Raw genomic sequence first — 15,860 nt, forward strand, 5'->3', positions numbered from 1 at the left:
TTTTAATGTCTTCTCATTTACTCCTCTTTTGCTTCTCTTTGTGCAATAAGGTTTTAAGTAATTTATTCACAAAGAGGTTAAGAGGGCGCTGCACTTTAGTGAAGGCAAAAGTAGGTAATATAAATGTTTAAAATTGCGTTTTTACGTGAGTAAGAGCGGCGCTTACCGGTAAGGTTTTATACCCCACTTTAAAGCCCTAATAAACAAAAAACCCGATGGTGCATAGTACCATCGGGGTTTTTTTAATCGTTTTAGTAAACTTAAACTTTAAATTCGTCTACCGACAAGCGAAGTTCTTCAGCAAGTTTTGCTACTTCTGAACTTGAGATATTAGTTTGATTTGCGCCTTCGGCTGTTTGCTCTGCGATGGCTACAATCGACTCAAGGCGTTCGCTAATTTCTTGTGCTACTTGTTGTTGCTCAAGTGCGGCAGTCGAAATTTCTTCACTTACGTCGTGAGCTTGCGAAACCGCAAATGTAATCGAATCAAGTGCGCTACTTGCTAGGTCTGTTTGTTCAACACACGATACCGCACGTTGTTTACCTTTACTCATTGCGGTTACGGCAGCTTCTGCGCCTGTTTGTAGAGACTCAATCATTGATTGTATCTCTTGGGTCGACTCTTGAGTTTTACTTGCTAGAGAGCGTACTTCGTCAGCTACAACAGCAAAGCCTCGGCCGTATTCACCTGCACGTGCAGCTTCAATTGCGGCATTTAGTGCAAGTAGGTTAGTTTGATCCGCTATTCCGCGTATTACATCTAAAATGCTGCCTATTGATGCGCTATCTTGATGTAGTTTATTAATTACTTGTGAGGCGTCGTCTACTTCACGCGCTAGCTGTTCAATCGTTGCTTTATTGTTATTCGAAATACCTTTAACGCGTTCAGCTTCTTTATCAGCATTTTTAATTTCGCTAAGTGCTTGTTGAGCGCTGTTGCTAACCGTTTGCGATGTACTGCTCATTTCGGTTGTTGCAGTGGCTGCTTGCTCAACTTGTGCTTGCTGGTTACGAATTGCTTGGCTTGATTCTGAGGTAATGGCCGATGTTTGCTCTGATGCTGCAGCTAACTGAGTAGAGCGCGAAATAATACCTTTAATTAGGCTGCGTAGGCTGTCAATTAGCGTGTTACAGCTTTTAGATAGTTCGCCAAATTCGTCTTTAGCGCTGTCATCTAAACGTTGTGTCATGTCGCCACTGGCAACAATATCTAAAATTCGGTTAACTTCAGCAAGTGGTTTAGTAATGCGGCTAACAGTAATAATAGCAATCGCTACAGCTAAAAGGGTGGCTATAATCATTCCAACCCACGTCCATAAGTTTGCTGAGTCTACGTCGCTGCGCACGCCTTGCTGTAATTTAAACGCAACATCACTTGCTTGATTAACTAACTCATCAATTTGGTTAAGTGCCATTTTGGTGGCTTGCTCTGACTGGGCAAGCTCTGTCTCTGTTAGCGTAATCGAGTCAATTAATCGTTTTTTGTTTGCAGCTAAACCGCTGCTACCTTTTATGTTGTTTTCTAAAGTATCAACATACTCTTTTAAGCTTGAATATAAATCGCTGTGAGTTTGCTCAATCGCAGGTTTAATTAATGCAATAGTACGCGTTACTTCTTCTAGGTAATAAGTTTGCTCGTTTTTAACAATATCGAGAGTATTAAGCGTTTTAACGGTTAGCATATCAGTGCTGTTGCTTACCACCGACATAAAGTTATTTTCTAAATTGTTTGCAGCTTGATAAGCACGAGGGTAGTTTTGCTCAAACCCGTCAATGTCGGTAATATCGAGTACAACAGAGTTAGCATCTTCTGCACTTAGTTCTATATTTTCTAATTGTGCTTTTAATGTTTTATTTAATGCTAGCTGTTTGCTTTTATCTTCTAATAAGTTTTCAACGGTGCTTAAAAAGCTTAAGTAGGTTTTTTCTACGTTTTGGCTACTTTGATTAAGCGTTGCATCATTTTTTACTACGTCTTGAAGTTCACGGTGCAGCGTGTTGAATAATTGTTTTTGCTCAAGGACCTGTGCTTTTATTGGCGCAAGTTCATTGGCAGAGGTAGTGTAAAAGCTAGCTTGAGCGGCTTTACTCATTAAAATAAATTCTGCTTGCAGCTCAGAGCTTTTATTTAATGCAGGGAGTGATAGTTGGTTCACTTTTTGAGTGGAACGGTCAATATTTGCAATTTTTATTAAGGAGTTACCACCAATTATTAATAATAATAGTGTGATAAATATAAAACCACCCCAAATACGTTGGCTTACTGTCAGGTTCATAAGGTTTCCACTCAAAAGTACTTCAATTAAGACTTATCGGCGTTTGTACCAATAAGTTAAGTAATTAAAATCAATTACTTTAACTAATTTTAACTATTAATTTATAAATCTAACAGATGTATTGTTTTTTTTCAGTTTATTTAGACGAAAGGTGGGACTTTTCTACAATAATTTTTTTTGTACTTAGCTCCATTAGGGTCATGGTGTTACCCCATACACAGCCCGTATCTAAGGCGTGAACCCGTGGATTATCTGTCCTACCTTCAAGCGCGGCCCAGTGGCCAAAAATAATATTGTGTTTAGTTTTTGCAATATTAGGATGGTTAAACCAAGGGGTTAAGGTTTGGCTATCGGTTATTGCGCCCTTTGCATTAAGCTCAAGTTTGTTGTCACTCGTTAAAAAACGCATGCGGGTAAAATAGTTAACTATGTATCTAAATTTTTCAAAGTCATCAAGATTGCTTGACCACTCTGCAGGGTGAGGTTGATACATGTGTTCAAAAAATGCTTTAGCGTTATTTGATTGATAACAGCTTTGTGCAAATTGCGCGTGCTTTAGTGCATTTTCAATAGACCAATCGGGATTTAATCCTGCATGAGATATAAAACAGTTATGTTTTATAAGCTCTAGAGCCAATGGCTGGGTTTGTAAAAAAGCGATGTAATGCGCTAATTTTGGGCTTTCAAATATCGGGTTTAGTTTATCTTTTGGGTTGGTAGGTTTATTAAGAAAGTAGCAGGCAACCATATGAAGGTCGTGATTGCCTAAAGTGATGGTCATGCTATTTTGATGTTGGTAAATATAGTCTAAGCAGGCTAGGGAGTCTGGCCCGCGGGCAACGATGTCGCCAACTAAATAAAGGTGATCTTTGCTTGGGTTAAAATCAACCCGTTGTAAAAGGGTGTTAAATTCACTAAAACACCCTTGTAAATCACCTATCGCATAATCTGCCATCTTAATGCTTAATGCAAAATGTTAGGGCAAGCCAAACGAAACACATTAATAGGCGCCTGAAACTCAGAGCCAAATTCGTTGCGTAACGTATAGTGGCCTTGCATTGTGCCTACAGGTGTATCTAAAATTGCACCACTGGTGTATTTGTAACTTTCACCTGGGCCAATATCTGGCATTTCGCCAACAACGCCTTCGCCTTCAACTTCAACTTGTTTGCCATTTGCATCGGTAATTAACCAGTAACGGCTTAGTAATTTTGCACTACATAAACTATGGTTTTTAATCGTTACTGAGTAAGCAAATACGTATTTTTCAAGCTCAGGTTGAGATTGACCTTCTACGTAGAATGTTTCTACAGATACCTTTACAGGCGATCCAATATTACTGCTTGTTGTCATAAATCCAGTTAGCTATATCAATAAATTGTTGTAAAGATAAGCGCTCAGCACGCAGCGTTATATCAATGCCAATGCTAGTAAGCTCTTCTGCAGTTAGTAAATTACCTAAACTGTTACGCAGTGTTTTACGGCGTTGATTAAAGGCTTCTAAACACACTGTGTTTAATATTTTAACGCTTTTTGCTGTACGTTGCTCTGGCTTTTTAGGTATTAAGCGTATAACCGCAGAGTCAACTTTTGGCGCTGGTTTAAAGCACTCAGGTGGTACTTCAACAACCGGCATCGCATTACAGTAGTATTGAGTCATTACGCTTAAGCGGCCAAATGTTTTACTACCTGGGCCTGCTACCATGCGTTTTACTACTTCTTTTTGAAGCATAAAGTGCATGTGCTCAATATGATCTGAAAATTCAAAAAGATGAAACAATAACGGCGTCGAAATATTGTAAGGTAAGTTACCAAACACTTTTAACTTTTTGTCATCGCGTACCAAGCTTGCAAAGTCAAACGTCATTGCATCGCCTTGGTTAACGGTTAATTTAGGACCCAAAAATGGGTGCTCAATTAATCGTTGTGCTAAATCTTTATCTAATTCAACAACCGTTAAATGGCCACTTAAATCAGCTACTGGCTCAGTAATTGCGCCAAGGCCGGGGCCAATTTCTACTAAGTTGTCTTCTGGTTTAGGATCGATCGCAGAGACTATTTTATCGATGATAGACTCATCAAATAAAAAGTTTTGCCCAAAACGCTTACGAGCGCGGTGTCCTAAATGTACTTTATCGGTCATTGATTTTGTGCTTTTTCTTGGGCGAGCTTAATTGCTTCGCGGATCGCTAATTCAAAACTGCCAACGTCAGCTGTCCCAGTTCCTGCTAAATCGAGTGCAGTACCGTGGTCAACTGAGGTGCGGATAAATGGTAAGCCAAGGGTAATATTTACCGATTTACCAAATCCCTTGTATTTTAGCACAGGTAATCCCTGATCGTGATACATAGCAAGCACTGCATCTGCTTCAGATAGGTATTTATCTTGAAATAAGGTATCGGCCGGTAGTGGGCCAATTAAATTCATACCTTCGCTTCTAAGTATCTCAAGCGTGGGCGTGATTGTTTCTATTTCTTCACGACCTAAATGACCATCTTCACCAGCATGTGGGTTTAGACCACACACTAAAATACGTGGTTTTTCTATACCAAACTTAGTTTGTAAGTCGTGATTTAAAATACCCGCTACTTTAGTTAAGCGCTCTGGTGTGATTGCACGCGATACATACGCAAGTGGAATATGAGTGGTTACAAGTGCAACGCGTAAGCCCTCTGTTGCAAGCATCATAACTACATCAGCAGTATTTGACTGCTGTGCAAAATACTCAGTGTGCCCGCTAAATGAAATACCCGCTTTATTAATTATGCCTTTGTGAACAGGGCCCGTAACAACAGCATCGAAGGTGCCGTCCATGTTTTTTTCACTTGCTATACGCAAGGTATCTAACACGTATTGTCCGTTACCGTCGTTTAGTACGCCAAGTTCTACATCAGTACCTAAATCAACTTGGTGAATATACAGGCTGCCAGCAGGTGCTACGATAGCAGGTGCATTATCATCAAATTCAATTAAGTTTATTGTTAGGCCTAAATGTTTTGCACGCTCTTTTAACAGCTTGCCATCGGCAATTGCTACAAGTTGAGCATCCCACGCTTGCTGAGCAAGCGTGAGTAGCAAATCTGGGCCAATACCGGCAGGTTCACCCGGTGTAATAGCAATTCTTAGGGTCATATTTATTGGTCTATAGGGAAAATTTCAACGTGAGCTTGCTCGCGCATTTCTTGCTGCCAGTTAAAACTTTCTTCCTTAAATTTACGGTTAAACAACATACCGTGAGCACGGTTACGTTTAGCTAGCTCAGTTTTATCAGCTACACGTTTACCAAGTAACTGAACAATATGCCAACCAAATTGTGTTCTAAACGGTTCGCTTATTTCGTCTTGCTTAAGAGAAAGCAGAGTATCTTTAAACGCAGGTACGTAAGTTGTTGGATCAGTCCAATCGTACTCGCCACCTTTAAGTGCAGAGCCTGGATCTTCTGAGTATTCTTTAGCTAACTTTCCAAAGTCGGCAGTTTCTGCGCGTAAATCTTTTGCAAAGCCAGCAAGCATATTTCGTGCTTTTTCTTCACTTAAAATAATCGAAGGTTTAATTAGTATATGACGTGAACGCACTTCTGTTGTTTCTACAACTTGTAGACCACGAACATCTTGTACTTTAATGATATGAAAACCAGCACCAGAGCGAAGAGGGCCAACAATAGCGCCTTTCTTTTGGCCTTTTACTGCTTCAGCAAAAAGCGATGGCATTTCGTTAATGCCCATGTAACCAAGCTGTCCACCTTCAAGTGCTTTAGAGCCGCTTGATGATGAAATAGCAATACGTTTAAATTCTTGGCCATCGTTTAATAGCTCAATAACTTTATCTGCGCGTGTTTTTGCGCCAGCAATTTCGTCTGCATTCGCATCGTTAGGGATATCTATTAAAATATGACCAATGTCGTACTCTTCAGCACTTTGACCTTGGGTTTCCATAATTTTTAAAAGGTTATCAACTTCTTGTTCGCTAATATAAATACGGCGATCGACACTTGCACGTGTTACTTGTTGCGTTGTAATTTCTTTACGAATTTCTTCACGGTAAGCTTGAAAGCTTTCGCCCGAACCTTCAATAGTACGGCGTAAATCGGCAATTGTACCGCCTTGCTCTTGTGCCATGCTTGCAAGAGTTTGATCGAGTTGACTGTCTGAGATTTGTAACCCCATACGGTCAGCCATTTGTATCATAAGGGCTTGATTTACTAAACGCTCAACGGCTTGTACACGAAGAGTTTCATCTTTTGGTAATTGCTGGTTTTGTTCTTCGGCTTGCTTTTTAACACGATTAATAATGGTGTCTACTTCGCTTTCTAAAATTACGCCTTGGTTTACAACGCCAATAACTTTATCTATTTCTACGGGTGCGGCCATTGCACTTTGACAAAGGCTGGCACTTAAAACTGCTGATGTTAATAATTTTTTTAAATTCATATTCTTTTTACTACTCTTGCTGATAGTACTGTTGTGATACTAGTTACTAAGAAAATACGGTCTACGATAGCCAAAAATACCTTGTTGTAATAATTTTTGTGCATCATAACGGCTTTTACTGCCAAGTCCTTTTAATACAAAATTCAAACTAATACCTGAATCAAAAGTTGCTTGTTCTTGGCCTATTGATTGATTTAAATCTGTTTCAATTTGGCGGTGCCCAGTAATTTGGATAGCCCAACAGCATGATTCATACTGTAATCCGCTCAATACTTCGATACTTCTGTTGTTTTCAAGATCTCGATGATAGCTTGCAATAAATTGCCATTCGTCGCTAATAGGAATACTTGTAAATACACCTGCTTGCTCGATTGTATTTCCTGAGACATCATTTGCATAGCGATGGTTCAATTGTACTAGCTGATTATTATCACCTTTATAATCGAGCGTTACATTTGACTGTACCATTTGTTTGCCATCTGTATCGTATTGAATACCTCCAGCGAGGTACCAACGGCGGTGCCAATGTAACATGGTTTGAGCTGCAAATAGTGCATTATAATTAGTGTCTGAGTTTAAGCCTTGCTCTGTTGGCTTGGCATCGTCACTTAAATAAAATATTTGGCCAGCACTAAAATTAAATACTTCTTCTTGTTTTTTATCAAACAAGCGCGTTGTTGCACCTAACGTAAATTGATTCGCGGCTGCTATACGGTCAACACCCGAAAAGCGCACGTCTCTAAATAAACCATAATAATCGTCTTGTAGTTTGGTTGTATCAAACAAACCAATGTCTGATTGGTCTTTATTAGGCGTATATAAATATTGAATTTGAGGCTCTAATGTTTGTACGCCACCTTCAAAAAAGTAAGAGGCATCACGCTCAAAATTAAGCTGAGAGTACAAGCGTACTTTTGGAATAGTACGCGATACGGTGTCGCTGTACTGCGTGCCTGTTAAGTTACCACTTTGTTTGTAGTTAGTTTGCAATAAGCTCACTTCAGACAAAAAAGACCATGCATGAGTGGCATAGTTGTAGCGTGCTTTTGGCTCTACGTGTACACGGGTTGCGCTATCTATAGCTACTTCTGACGAGTCATTAGTAAAATGGCTGATTTCGCCTGAGACACTAAAGTCAAAATTATCAAAACGCCATGGGGCAGTTTGCGTAAAATTAACTTGCGGTATAGCAGTGTAAGACTCTAAGTGATCGCCCAGTACTTCAAAGTTTTGTACTTTAATATCGGTGCGCCATGTTTCACCTAAATGAGTAAGTGAACCGGTACGATACAACTGAGTATCGGTTTTACTAGCATAATTTGAGCTTAAATCGGTGATGTAGTTATCATCGCTTACATTGGTTACATCAACGTTTGCGCGCCAGTTTTCACCTAGGTAGCTTTGTTGTTGCCAATGAAACATGTAGCGTTCATTCAAATCTGGCTCTGAATCATCACTATCTAAGTATTCAATTCCTACTAAGCCTTCGTGTTGCTCTGTTAGGTATCTAAATTCAGTTTGTAATTGCAGCCCTTTGTTAGACATATAACGAGGCGTAATAGTGGCATCAAAATTAGGTGCAATATTTAAATAGTACGGCGTAATTGTTTCAAGGCCGTATTTATCAGAGCTTGAAATAGTCGGGGTAAGTAAACCCGATTTACGGCGCTCATCCAGTGGGAATGTAAAATAAGGTAGATATAAAACCGGTGTATCGAGAATGCGTAATACGGCGTTATATGTTTCGCCCCAGCCTTCTTCGCGTGAAAGGTTTATTTCGTCAGCTTCAATTTCCCATACCGGGGTATCACTTGGGCAAGTAGTAAAGCTTGCATTCATGAGTAATAGGCCAGACTGATTAACAGTGAGCTTTTCAGCGCCGCCTTTACCTTGTTGTTCGGTTAGGCTGTAGTCGGCGCCTAACAAACTGACTTCTGAATTATTTAAATCGGCATTTAATCCGGTGCTGTTTACTTTACTTACGTAATCTTGATAAGTAATTGGCCCCGTTGCATTTAATAAACCACGCTGTTTGTCTATCAACGCAGTTTGTGCGGACAAACTCATCTTAAGGGTGTTAATATCAACATTGCCGGTAAATTCAGCGCTTTGAGTGCCAAGTAGCTCTACATCATCAGCTTGAATATCAACTTCACCAAGGTTAAGGCCTTCAAGTGGTTGCCAAGCTCTGGTTTGCATTGAAATGCCACAAAGGTTGTGTGCCAGTTCAGTTTCGGCAAGCGATGGTGCGCTAACTACGCTTAGCATCAATATGCCCCAGGTTTTGCTCATTTATCGACCTTAATACTGTGTGTTTAATATAATATACACATAATAAAGGAAAATAATGGCAATTACAGTAATTGACCTAATTAACTTAGTGAAAAATAGATATCTTATAAAATGACACGCTTTGAGAATTTACAACAATTTATAAACGCACAGCTTAATGCCAAGTCGCATACTTTAAACGCGATCACGGGTGATGCTAGCTTTCGCCGTTATTACCGTTTAAATCACGATAATAAGCATTTAATAGTGATGGACTCAGATCCGCAAAAAGTGAATAACGAACCTTATATTTCGCTAAACCAGGTGTTTGTTGAGCAAGGTTTTTTACTTCCTACAATTATTGCAAGTGATGAAAAGCAGGGCTTTTTTATTCTCAGCGATTTAGGGAGTACGCACCTAGCTGACATGCTTGATGATGCAAACCGCACCGAGCACTATCAAGCATTAATTAGCTTAAGTGCTCATTGGGCAAAAACGCCGGCAGCTTATGCTATGCAAGCGTATAACGAAGATTTTATAAAACTAGAACTTGATATATTTAGCCAGTGGTTAGTGAGTGACTTTATTAATGAGCCACTAAGCGCAGAGCAAAACGTAATGTGGCAAACAAGTTCAGCGCTATTAATAAAGGCCATGCGTGAGCAACCCACTGTTACCGTTCATCGCGATTACCATAGCCGTAATATTATGAACAGTAACGGCCAGTGGGCAATTATAGATTATCAAGATGCTGTACGCGGGCCGCTTTGCTACGACTTGGTATCGCTACTACGCGATTGCTACTTTAAACTGCCTCAACAAGAGTTAACAAGCTTGCTTGATTTTGCTTATCAAGAATTTACAGATCAAAATTTACTAGTTAACACTTCATTCGATGAGTTTAAATATTGGTTTGATTTAACCGGATTACAGCGCCACTTAAAAGCTGCGGGTATATTTTGTCGATTATATTTACGCGATGGTAAAACAGGTTATTTAGATAATATTTTACCGACGCTTGATTATATTATTGAAGTAGCGGCAAATTATCCAGAGCTTAAAGCATTGAGTGAGTGGACAAAAAATACCATAGTGCCAAAAGTAACTGAAAAGTTAACAAAGGAGCGCTCATGAAAGCGATGATTTTAGCGGCAGGGCGCGGGCAACGTATGATGCCGCTTACGCAAAATATGCCAAAGCCAATGTTAAAAGTGGCAGAAAAACCACTTATTGAGCACCATATAAATAACCTTAAAGCTGCCGGCATTACTGACATTGTAATAAACCTTGCGTGGCAGGGTGATAAAATAAAAGACTACTTTAAAGATGGCAGCCAATTTGGTGTAAATATACTTTACAGCCAAGAAGTTGAAGGTGGCCTTGAAACGGCTGGCGGTATAATTGAAGCGTTACCGTTGTTGGGTGACTCGTTCATTGTAGTAAATGGTGATGTATACACCGATTATGATGTAAGTGCGCTAATGCAACTTCATTTACAGCCCGGTGAGGCGCACATAGTGCTTATAGAAAATCCGCCACATAATCCTAATGGCGACTTTGCATTGAGCCATTTATCGGCCGAGAGTCAAAAATATACATTTTCGGGGATTGGCAGATATCAGGCTGATTTTTTTAAGGGATTAACGCAAGGTATTCGCCCTTTAGGGCCTATTTTACGTGAAAAGCTTAATGAACATTTAGTCTCAACTGAGCTCTATATAGGGCAGTGGGATGATATTGGTACACCAGAGCGTTTAAACCAATTAAACAAGCGCCTTGAGGCGTAATAACTCAATTTTTAAGAAGGCAGTATTATAGATGTGGGGAAAAATTCTCGGTTTTTGTTTTGGCTTTATGTTTGGCAAAATTTTTGGTGCCATTTTAGGTTTATACCTAGGTCATTTATTTGATAAAAGCTTAAAAAATAACTTTGATAAAGCAGGCGGCTTTTCTAGCTTATTTAGTGGTGACGACGTGAATGAGCGCCAAGCTTTGTTCTTTTCAAGCTGCTTTGCTGTTATGGGGCACATTGCGAAGTCGAACGGTCGAGTTAGCGAAGTACATATAAAAGCAGCTAACTTGTTTATGGATGAAATGGGCTTAAAGGGCGAAGAACGCCGCGAAGCCCAACATGCATTTCAGTCAGGTAAAGAGAGCGACTTTTCACTTAAAGAAACAGTACACGATTTTAAAGAACGCTTTGCTAAACGAAACGATCTAATACAGTTGTTTTTAGAAATACAAATTCAAATGGCATTTTCTGACGGGGTATTAGCCGAACAAGAAAAGCAGCTATTAGCAGAAGTAAGTAAACAGTTAGGTATTTCTAAAACACGTTTTGCATTTGTATTAAAGCGCTACCAAGCAGAGTTTAACTTTAGAAAGCAACAGCAGCAATTTAATCAGCAGCAACAAAACCAAGGTCAAAGTAGTAGTTACCGTGAAGGTTCTGGGCACCATGTACCGCCAAATAATAACATGAACCGTGCGCAAGCATTGGCGTTATTAGGTTTAAATAGCGATGCAACGCAGCGTGATATAAAAGTAGCGTATCGTAAACTTATGTCGCAACACCACCCTGATAAGTTAGTGTCGCAAGGCCTACCAAAACACATGATGGAACTGGCTGTTAAAAAGAGCCAAGATATTCAAGCTGCTTATGAGTATTTAAAAAAGTCGGCGTAAAAAACCGTCTATTTCTTTTGTTAGGCGTGCGTGTTGATCGGGTTGATCGCGCAGGCCAAACAACTGGCGTTGGCGGTAATCAAACTTTGCATTTCGGTTAACCCAGCGCTGACGATTTTTAAGGCTGATTAAAATGTCTGTGCTGTCATTTGCGTAGTAAATATCAAGCAAGGCGGGTGCAACAAGTGATGCCGTTTGGCTCAAGCTTTCGTTACGCTTAGCATTAGGTAAGTAACTGCTTAAACTGATAAATGCATCCAGTCTCTCATCAGGAAAATCTGCATAGTACTCCAGCAACACACCCGCACTCGTTCCTTGTGCTATAACAACTATATTACTCGAATCTTCCATAGCGGTTTGATACAGCGCATTAAAACGAGAAATGAGATTTATTTTATAGTTATCAAGTATGTCGTCAGTTACTTTTTCAATTGCATTAACGTAATGAGGCTCTTCTTTTACTTTTGCAGGCTGCGATTGGGCGTTTGCTGTTGTGTCGGGTGATGGAGGTTCCTCGGCGTTACTCGGCGCAGCTTCGGTTTCGCTGGGCGTTGTTTCTGCCATTTTACTAGTTTGCCAATCAATGTCGGGCACTGTCATTGCGTAGGTGCTGTAACCTAAATTATTAAGCTCTTTACGCAAGTAACTCATGCCTGAGTTATTGGTAGGTGAAGAGTGCCAATCGGGTATAAGTAATACTACTCCTCTAAAATCAGCGCTCATATATTCGCTATAAAGACTTAAAAATTCTGTTTCACCCGCTAATATTGGTTTTATTTCATCGCTTGGAAGAAGTCGCTCAATGTCGCTCTTTTCAATACTTGATAGGCTAGGTGGGGCAATATGTTCCGCCGCGCTGATAGGGTTAGCTAAAAGTAGCGCACAGCTGAGCTGTATATAAAAAGCACCTTTTAAAAACCGTGAAAATAGCATAACGCACCTAACTAATGACAATTAGTTAGGTATCGGCAAAGTTATCTAAAAGTTTAATAATTTACGACGTATTTGAGCCAGTTAAAATTCAGGCTCGGCTTCAAAAGTAAGTACTTGCTCAGTGGTTGGGTGCTTCAACTGCAGCATTTGTGCATGTAATTGTAAGCGAGGAGCGGCAGCAAGTGCCTCTTTATGGGCGTAAAGTCTATCACCTAAAATAGGATGACCAAGGCTTAACATATGCACACGTAGTTGATGCGAGCGACCTGTGATGGGGGTTAGCTCTACACGGGTTGCATTTTCTTCACGCTCAAGTATTTTAAAATGCGTAAGCGAAGGTTTACCTCTGTCGTGATCAACCATTTGCTTAGGGCGATTAGGCCAATCACAAATAAGGGGTAAATCTACGGATCCTGTTTCAGATTCAAGGTGTCCGTATACACGTGCTATATAACGTTTGGCTGTTTCGCGCTCTTGAAACTGCATACTTAAATGTCTGTGCGCGGCTTTATTCATGGCAAGGCAGAGTATGCCAGAGGTGGCCATATCTAAGCGGTGCACTATTCTCGCTGTTGGAAAAACACGATTAACGCGATTAATTAAGCTGTCGGCATGTTTAGGATCTTTACCTGGGACAGTTAATAACTCACTTGGCTTATTAGCGATAAGTAAGTCGTCATCCTGAAAAAGTATTGTTAAATACGGACTCATAGGGGGATTGTAGTTAACTAACACGGCCGACCTTAGTGATTTTGAAGGGCGCTATTTTAGTAGAGCAAGCCAACAGGCTCAAGTAAAAGTTTTGCTATATTGTTTCAACTAATAATCTAAGTCTTAGGCTCCTTTAAAGCGCTTTTATAGTTTGATTTCTCGAGTTGTTAATAGTCGATATTCACCACTAGCCAAGTTTTCATCTAGGATAATTCCCGCAATTTGCTCGCGATGTAGCTCAACTACTTTGTTGTCTACCGCGTAAAGCATACGCTTAACTTGATGATACTTACCTTCACTTATTGATAAACGCAGTCCGTAATTAGCAAGTCTCTCAGCTATAGCGGGGCGGGTTAAATCTTTTTCGTTATGCAGCATGACACCTGTTCGCAATTGCTCAAGGGCTTCATCGGTAATCGGCTCTTGGGTTTCGACGAGGTAGGTTTTAAATTTATTGCTTTTAGGTGACGTGATTTTATGTGACCAATTGCCATCATTAGTAATAATAACTAACCCTGTAGTATCTATATCAAGGCGACCTGCCACGTGAAAGTCGCTCATATTTGGCTCATCAAGTAAGTCAAAAACAGTTTTATGTAGCTCGTCACTGTTAGCACATACATAGCCAACAGGTTTATTTAGCATGTAATAGCGCTTACCTAAAAATACCAAAGGCGTACCTTGGTGCAGTACTTCATCTTGCTGGGCTAGCTGAAAATTATGTGATGTGATTACTTCGCCATTAACGCTTACTTCTTTTCGCTTTATAGTAGCGCGGGCTTGCGTGCGCGGTATTTCAGCTAAGTGGCTAATAAATTTATCTAAGCGGCAAGGGAATTTCATTTTGGTTCACATTTTTAGTCGGCTACAATGGGCGCGATTATAGCCGATAGTGAAATACCATGACAGTGCACAGCACACAAATTTTAAGCCTTTACCAAGCAAAAATAGACACAGGTGAACTGTGTTTTGATGCTGCGCAGCAAAATGCAGTGGAAGCTTTAAATACGCTAAGCGAGCAACTTCAAGCACATACATCATGGTGGCAAAAAGCGCCCTTAATAAAAGGTGTTTATTTATATGGACCCGTAGGGCGAGGTAAATCCATGTTGATGGATTTATTTTATAAAAACTTACCTATTGAGCAAAAGCAGCGGCTGCATTTTCATCATTTTATAGCGCAAGTGCATGCCCAACTTACGCAGCTACAAGGTCAAAAAAATCCATTAACTCTGATTGCAAAACAGTGGGCTAAAAATATTCGAGTACTGTGTTTTGACGAATTTTTTGTGAGCGACATTGGCGATGCTATGGTTATGGCGAGATTGTTCAATGCGTTGTTTGAACAAGGTGTTGTGCTGGTGGCCACATCGAACGCAAAGCCAGAGCAGCTTTATTACAACGGCCTGCAACGAGCGCGATTTTTACCTACTATCGATTTAATTAATAGTCACTGCCATATAATTAGCGTGGCGGGGGAGAGCGATCACCGTTTTAGATATGGTAAAAATAGTCGTCACTATTTTATTAATTTATCAAATCACGATTTTGAAAATGAGTTTTTAGCTTCTTATGCAGAGGTAACATATAGAAATACAATTAGTGTACATGGCCGCAATTTACCTTATTTATTAAAAGCAGATCACGCCTTGATGATTGATTTTATGGCGCTATGCTCAGGCCCACGCAGTGCTAGCGATTATATGTTTTTAGCAACGCAATTTGATGTGTTATATGTATCGAACGTGCCGAAAATGGGTGTTAAAGCAACGGGTAAAATTATTGTGCATGGTATAGAAGATAGTTATCAACGCGAAAAACAAACGCTTGATGAGCACACCTTTGACGACGAAGCTCGGCGCTTTATTGCGCTAGTGGATGAGTTTTATGATTGCCATAAGTCACTGGTGATAAACGCAGAAACCGATATTGAACATCTATATAAAGGTAAAAAGCTGAGCTTTGAATATGCGCGAACACAGTCGCGCATAGTCGAAATGCAAAATTGGTAACGCTTTAATATATATTGTAGACGAGCTTGTTTATGTGAGAAGCGCTGATAGCTATTCATTGCCTTACTAAAGCGCAATGCCTCTTAAAATCCTTGCGAATAAATCACTTAAAACCATATTGCACAAAGAGAAGCAAAAGAGGAGTAAATGAGAAGATATAAAACAATAGTAATTATGTATTTCTACTTCTACTTCTACTTCTACTTCTACTGTAGTGGCATAGTTAATTTGGCCACCCATTAAGAAAGAAATGTTATGCTGATAAGCATACAAATTTGGGTGAAAAAATGACGAAATTAAAACGTGCAACGTATTCTGCAGCAATCAAATTAGAAACAGCTCAGCTTGTAGTTGACCAAAGTTATACTCAAGAAGAAGCAGCCAAAGCGATGGGTGTGGGTAAATCAACCGTTAGTAAGTGGGTTACTCAATTAAAGCAAGAGCGTAATGGCCAGCCACCATCGGCTTCGCCAATGACGCCCGAACAAATTGAAATCCGCGAACTTAAAAAGCAAATCCAACGCATTGAATTAGAAAAGGAT

At 39.9% G+C, this 15,860-nt stretch carries 15 protein-coding genes; 5 read left to right on the forward strand and 10 right to left on the reverse strand.

The window, feature by feature from the left end; all coding sequences use genetic code 11:
• Window positions 1-260: 260 nt before the first annotated feature.
• The 7 genes from WNY98_RS20155 to lptD all read right to left on the reverse strand — a co-directional run bounded on the left by WNY98_RS20155 (window position 261) and on the right by lptD (window position 8,998).
• On the reverse strand, window positions 261-2,276 hold the full coding sequence (locus WNY98_RS20155; protein ID WP_342878763.1) for a methyl-accepting chemotaxis protein: 2,016 nt from the start codon (window positions 2,274-2,276) through the stop codon (window positions 261-263).
• A gap of 136 nt (window positions 2,277-2,412) precedes the next feature.
• The gene (locus WNY98_RS20160) at window positions 2,413-3,231 is read right to left on the reverse strand and encodes a symmetrical bis(5'-nucleosyl)-tetraphosphatase (RefSeq protein WP_342878764.1); all 819 of its coding nucleotides are present in this window, start codon (window positions 3,229-3,231) and stop codon (window positions 2,413-2,415) included.
• An 8-nt stretch (window positions 3,232-3,239) separates the two neighbouring features.
• Window positions 3,240-3,629 carry a Co2+/Mg2+ efflux protein ApaG gene (gene apaG, locus WNY98_RS20165; RefSeq protein ID WP_002960839.1) on the reverse strand — a complete coding sequence of 130 codons (390 nt, stop codon included), beginning with the start codon at window positions 3,627-3,629 and terminating at the stop codon, window positions 3,240-3,242.
• Window positions 3,613-4,419 carry a 16S rRNA (adenine(1518)-N(6)/adenine(1519)-N(6))-dimethyltransferase RsmA gene (gene rsmA / locus WNY98_RS20170; protein ID WP_002960838.1) on the reverse strand — a complete coding sequence of 269 codons (807 nt, stop codon included), beginning with the start codon at window positions 4,417-4,419 and terminating at the stop codon, window positions 3,613-3,615. Before rsmA ends, apaG begins: the two co-directional genes overlap by 17 nt.
• Window positions 4,416-5,408: a 4-hydroxythreonine-4-phosphate dehydrogenase PdxA gene (gene pdxA, locus WNY98_RS20175; protein ID WP_024600312.1), complete on the reverse strand. Its 993-nt coding sequence runs from the start codon at window positions 5,406-5,408 to the stop codon at window positions 4,416-4,418. The genes rsmA and pdxA overlap by 4 nt, the downstream gene beginning before the upstream one ends.
• A 2-nt stretch (window positions 5,409-5,410) precedes the next feature.
• Window positions 5,411-6,706: a peptidylprolyl isomerase SurA gene (gene surA / locus WNY98_RS20180; protein ID WP_342878765.1), complete on the reverse strand. Its 1,296-nt coding sequence runs from the start codon at window positions 6,704-6,706 to the stop codon at window positions 5,411-5,413.
• Between the two features lie 39 nt (window positions 6,707-6,745).
• Window positions 6,746-8,998 carry an LPS assembly protein LptD gene (gene lptD / locus WNY98_RS20185; protein WP_294121411.1) on the reverse strand — a complete coding sequence of 751 codons (2,253 nt, stop codon included), beginning with the start codon at window positions 8,996-8,998 and terminating at the stop codon, window positions 6,746-6,748.
• A gap of 111 nt (window positions 8,999-9,109) precedes the next feature.
• On the opposite strand from lptD, the gene WNY98_RS20190 reads away from it, so the two are divergent.
• Genes WNY98_RS20190 through djlA form a run of 3 tightly spaced genes read left to right on the forward strand, consistent with a single transcriptional unit; the run spans window position 9,110 to window position 11,662 of the window.
• Window positions 9,110-10,111, forward strand: coding sequence for a phosphotransferase (locus WNY98_RS20190; protein WP_342878766.1), 1,002 nt, complete (start codon window positions 9,110-9,112; stop codon window positions 10,109-10,111).
• Entirely contained in the window at window positions 10,108-10,764 is a 657-nt protein-coding gene (murU, locus tag WNY98_RS20195) for an N-acetylmuramate alpha-1-phosphate uridylyltransferase MurU (RefSeq protein ID WP_342878767.1), read from the forward strand. The genes WNY98_RS20190 and murU overlap by 4 nt, the downstream gene beginning before the upstream one ends.
• A gap of 31 nt (window positions 10,765-10,795) precedes the next feature.
• Complete coding sequence (djlA, locus tag WNY98_RS20200) at window positions 10,796-11,662, forward strand: co-chaperone DjlA (protein WP_024600316.1); 867 nt, start codon at window positions 10,796-10,798, stop codon at window positions 11,660-11,662.
• On the opposite strand, the gene WNY98_RS20205 is transcribed toward djlA, so the two are convergent.
• The 3 genes from WNY98_RS20205 to rsuA all read right to left on the reverse strand — a co-directional run bounded on the left by WNY98_RS20205 (window position 11,645) and on the right by rsuA (window position 14,149).
• Complete coding sequence (locus WNY98_RS20205) at window positions 11,645-12,595, reverse strand: DUF3530 family protein (RefSeq protein ID WP_342878768.1); 951 nt, start codon at window positions 12,593-12,595, stop codon at window positions 11,645-11,647. The genes djlA and WNY98_RS20205 overlap by 18 nt on opposite strands.
• Window positions 12,596-12,676: 81 nt before the next feature.
• Window positions 12,677-13,330, reverse strand: a complete 654-nt coding sequence (gene rluA / locus WNY98_RS20210; RefSeq protein ID WP_342878769.1) for a bifunctional tRNA pseudouridine(32) synthase/23S rRNA pseudouridine(746) synthase RluA — start codon at window positions 13,328-13,330, stop codon at window positions 12,677-12,679.
• Between the two features lie 120 nt (window positions 13,331-13,450).
• The gene (rsuA, locus tag WNY98_RS20215; protein ID WP_342878770.1) at window positions 13,451-14,149 is read right to left on the reverse strand and encodes a 16S rRNA pseudouridine(516) synthase RsuA; all 699 of its coding nucleotides are present in this window, start codon (window positions 14,147-14,149) and stop codon (window positions 13,451-13,453) included.
• 59 nt (window positions 14,150-14,208) lie between these two features.
• Here rsuA and zapE point away from each other — a divergent pair, with 59 nt between their 5' ends.
• Window positions 14,209-15,318: a cell division protein ZapE gene (gene zapE, locus WNY98_RS20220; protein ID WP_342878771.1), complete on the forward strand. Its 1,110-nt coding sequence runs from the start codon at window positions 14,209-14,211 to the stop codon at window positions 15,316-15,318.
• A gap of 287 nt (window positions 15,319-15,605) precedes the next feature.
• On the forward strand, window positions 15,606-15,860 hold a 255-nt coding region (locus tag WNY98_RS20225), incomplete at its 3' end, for a transposase (protein ID WP_342878772.1).

The organism is Pseudoalteromonas sp. AS71 (genome assembly GCF_038900275.1).
Taxonomy (GTDB): domain Bacteria; phylum Pseudomonadota; class Gammaproteobacteria; order Enterobacterales; family Alteromonadaceae; genus Pseudoalteromonas.

Bases quoted from the DNA above. Each gene is read 5' to 3' on its own strand.
- murU (WP_342878767.1), top strand. From the start codon at position 10,108: ATGAAAGCGATGATTTTAGCGGCAGGGCGCGGGCAACGTATGATGCCG.
- WNY98_RS20190 (WP_342878766.1), top strand. From the start codon at position 9,110: ATGACACGCTTTGAGAATTTACAACAATTTATAAACGCACAGCTTAAT.
- lptD (WP_294121411.1), bottom strand. From the start codon at position 8,998: ATGAGCAAAACCTGGGGCATATTGATGCTAAGCGTAGTTAGCGCACCA.
- pdxA (WP_024600312.1), bottom strand. From the start codon at position 5,408: ATGACCCTAAGAATTGCTATTACACCGGGTGAACCTGCCGGTATTGGC.
- rsuA (WP_342878770.1), bottom strand. From the start codon at position 14,149: ATGAAATTCCCTTGCCGCTTAGATAAATTTATTAGCCACTTAGCTGAA.
- zapE (WP_342878771.1), top strand. From the start codon at position 14,209: ATGACAGTGCACAGCACACAAATTTTAAGCCTTTACCAAGCAAAAATA.
- djlA (WP_024600316.1), top strand. From the start codon at position 10,796: ATGTGGGGAAAAATTCTCGGTTTTTGTTTTGGCTTTATGTTTGGCAAA.
- WNY98_RS20160 (WP_342878764.1), bottom strand. From the start codon at position 3,231: ATGGCAGATTATGCGATAGGTGATTTACAAGGGTGTTTTAGTGAATTT.
- surA (WP_342878765.1), bottom strand. From the start codon at position 6,706: ATGAATTTAAAAAAATTATTAACATCAGCAGTTTTAAGTGCCAGCCTT.
- WNY98_RS20155 (WP_342878763.1), bottom strand. From the start codon at position 2,276: ATGAACCTGACAGTAAGCCAACGTATTTGGGGTGGTTTTATATTTATC.
- apaG (WP_002960839.1), bottom strand. From the start codon at position 3,629: ATGACAACAAGCAGTAATATTGGATCGCCTGTAAAGGTATCTGTAGAA.
- rsmA (WP_002960838.1), bottom strand. From the start codon at position 4,419: ATGACCGATAAAGTACATTTAGGACACCGCGCTCGTAAGCGTTTTGGG.
- WNY98_RS20205 (WP_342878768.1), bottom strand. From the start codon at position 12,595: ATGCTATTTTCACGGTTTTTAAAAGGTGCTTTTTATATACAGCTCAGC.